This window comes from Deltaproteobacteria bacterium (genome assembly GCA_003194485.1).
Lineage (GTDB): Bacteria > Desulfobacterota > Dissulfuribacteria > Dissulfuribacterales > UBA3076 > UBA3076.
This window is the reverse complement of record PQXD01000069.1, coordinates 1-2,591: the sequence shown is the minus strand read 5'-3', so window position 1 is coordinate 2,591 and position 2,591 is coordinate 1. Positions and strand designations below refer to the sequence as shown.

Genomic DNA, 2,591 nt, shown 5'->3' with positions numbered 1-2,591 from the left:
GGACCTTTTTATGGAGCTGTTACAGGCCCAGCAGGGAACTTGCGCCTTATAGGTACCTAAATGTTCAACTAGCTGTTTTTAAAAAAGAAATATTTTAACTTGACAGGGGTAAGATAGGATGTCCCCTAATATACGTGACCTGTGAGATCGATAGCAACGAGGCAAGGTTAGATGTCTTCGCTTTTATGCTTTTTATAGAGAACGGTGTACTCGCTTTCGAGATGATCATACTCTTTCTGTAATTTCTCTTGAGCCTTCTTCTGCTCTTCAATCTCTTGTTCCAGCTCCTGAACCCGTTCATGTAACGCCTTCTTCTCTTTCATTGCCTTCTGTTCGTATTTTTCCCTATCACCGGCAGCACGGGCTTTGTCTTCCATGATCTCCTTATGTATCTTGTCTTTCTCTATTTCCAGTTCCCTGATGCGCTTGAGCTGTCCGCCAATGAACTTGTCAAACCATCCCGCAAGGTATTCCCAGAAAATCTTTTCATCGCCTTCCCCCTTTTTGCACCCGTCGAGCGCGGCAAGCATGAACTCCACTTTTGTCTCAATTGCTTCCCTGACAAACATGGTTTCTTCATTTTCCAATTCCTTGCCATCCTTGAATTTCTTGATCTTCTGCTGAAATTTGATGACCGACTCTTCAAGGAACCTGATGAAGTCCATTCTCTTTTTCTCGAGGATGATCACTTCCTTCGACCTTCCTCTGTATCTGAAAAACATATAGATTGCCAGACCCATGAAGATCAACAGGAATTCGACAATGAAGAGAAACAGCAAGGCATCAATCCTGATCATTGTCTTTCTCCTCTTTCTCACTGCCTTCTTCTTTGTCATTATTAGCGGGTCGCGATCGTGAGCCCTTCATGAGGATGCCCCGCTTTGCATAGAAAAGAAACCCCATGGCCACAATAAGGTTAAGAATGACAAACCGCGTCAGGACCTTTTTCCACTCAACCTGCTCTTCATCGTGCTGTCTCTCCGTCACCTGATCACTGCCATCCCTTTTCGTTTCATCATGAACTTCTTCTTCCTTTTCCGGGCCGATGATATTGAGATGAAAGACCTTCTCACGCTCAAAGGTCTTTCCCTTTGCCACGATCCTGATTTCCGCCTGCCTGGCGCTCCGGGGTATATACAGAAAGGAAAAGAGACCGTCATTCTTGTGCCGGTCACCCTTGTTTCCTGTGTCACCGAGCTTCATCATAACTGGTTCACTCCCTGCTTCCCCTACCTCCGCGAAGAGGTCGACCCCCTCAAGGATCAGTTTCTCATTCAAAACAGCACCATCCTTCTCAAGCCATACATCAAAATTGACCGGCTCATAGAGGGGTATGTTCAGCCGGTCGAAATTCGTCTTCAGCTGAAGATCGGAAATGATATAGGCCTTGTTTCCCTCATCGGCACTGAAGAGCAGCTCCCACGTGCCCGGAATGGGCTTTCTGACCGTGACCATGACAAATTCCCTCGATATAAACCACTCCATGTCGCCTGCACTCTGAAACGATGAATACTTTTTGCCATCCGGAGATTGCAGCATGATCTTCGCGTCGGGCTTGCCTTTTGTGGCCACGATGGTGACTTCCTGAATGGATGGGTCCACCAGAAAGCTGCCTCCTTCTATGGGGAGCATCTCCGGCTGTTTGGCATTCTCAAATATTGAAGAAAAAATCTTGTGGAGGTCCCTGTCCTCCAGAGCGAGATTGAAGGAGCCGTCCGTCCTCTCCGCGATCTCCCCGAGTAATTTCCTGTCGGAAAACTCACTGAAGGCGATCGTATAGATCCTGATCCGCCTCTCTCTGAGCCTCGGTACAAGCTCCTGCTGTACCCGTTGGACCAACTGCCTGTCTTTGGCAGGGTCACCCACGTCCATCTTCCCATCAGACATGAGAACAATGATCTTTTTCCGATCGCGCAGCCAGTTCGCCCGCAGGACATCAAAGCCCTTCAGGAGCGCGTCATAGATATTCGTATACATTCCCCGTGAAGAAATCCTGCCGACTGTATCGTACAGCCTTTCGTCGTTCCCATCGATTTTCATTAACTGCATCAATGGATACCCCTTATCACTGAAGCTCACGACGCTTGCCCTGTCATGTTTCCCAAGGAGAGACAAGAACAGCCTGGCCGCAGGTATGCGCAGGGTCATGGGGTCGGTCTTTTTCATGCTCCCCGAGCTGTCCATGACGAGAATGACGTCGATCCCGCCCGTCTCGTCTGCATACCCATACCCTGACAAAGATGCCAGGACCAGCATCAGGAACGCGACAATTATTTTCTTAGATGCACGCATCATACCTCTTTTCATATCCCCCGTTTCCTGGACGAATCAGGGATCTCCCGGAGTCCACCGTCCGTCACGAAACCACAGAGCACCACAGGATCACCAAGCCGGACACCACTGTCGGTATATGGCTGACTCTGTAGTATCTATCGGCCTCTAATTGATTGATAGGAAAATTGACAGGAAATCGCTTTCCAGGGATTGGAGAGAAGGTTTACCAGGGATTGGTGAATTGTGGGGCCCAAAAGCCCCTCAGACTCCATCTCTACCAATTCCTATAACATGAAAATCGTGTATCACGATTGGGA

At 48.5% G+C, this 2,591-nt stretch carries 2 protein-coding genes; both read right to left on the bottom strand.

What is annotated here, in order from left to right:
• Window positions 1-167: 167 nt before the first annotated feature.
• Window positions 168-797 (bottom strand): hypothetical protein, encoded by a 630-nt coding sequence (locus tag C4B57_12070; protein PXF50508.1) that lies wholly within the window; start codon window positions 795-797, stop codon window positions 168-170.
• Complete coding sequence (locus C4B57_12065; GenBank protein PXF50507.1) at window positions 784-2,307, bottom strand: hypothetical protein; 1,524 nt, start codon at window positions 2,305-2,307, stop codon at window positions 784-786. The genes C4B57_12070 and C4B57_12065 overlap by 14 nt, the downstream gene beginning before the upstream one ends.
• Between the last annotated feature and the right edge of the window lie 284 nt (window positions 2,308-2,591).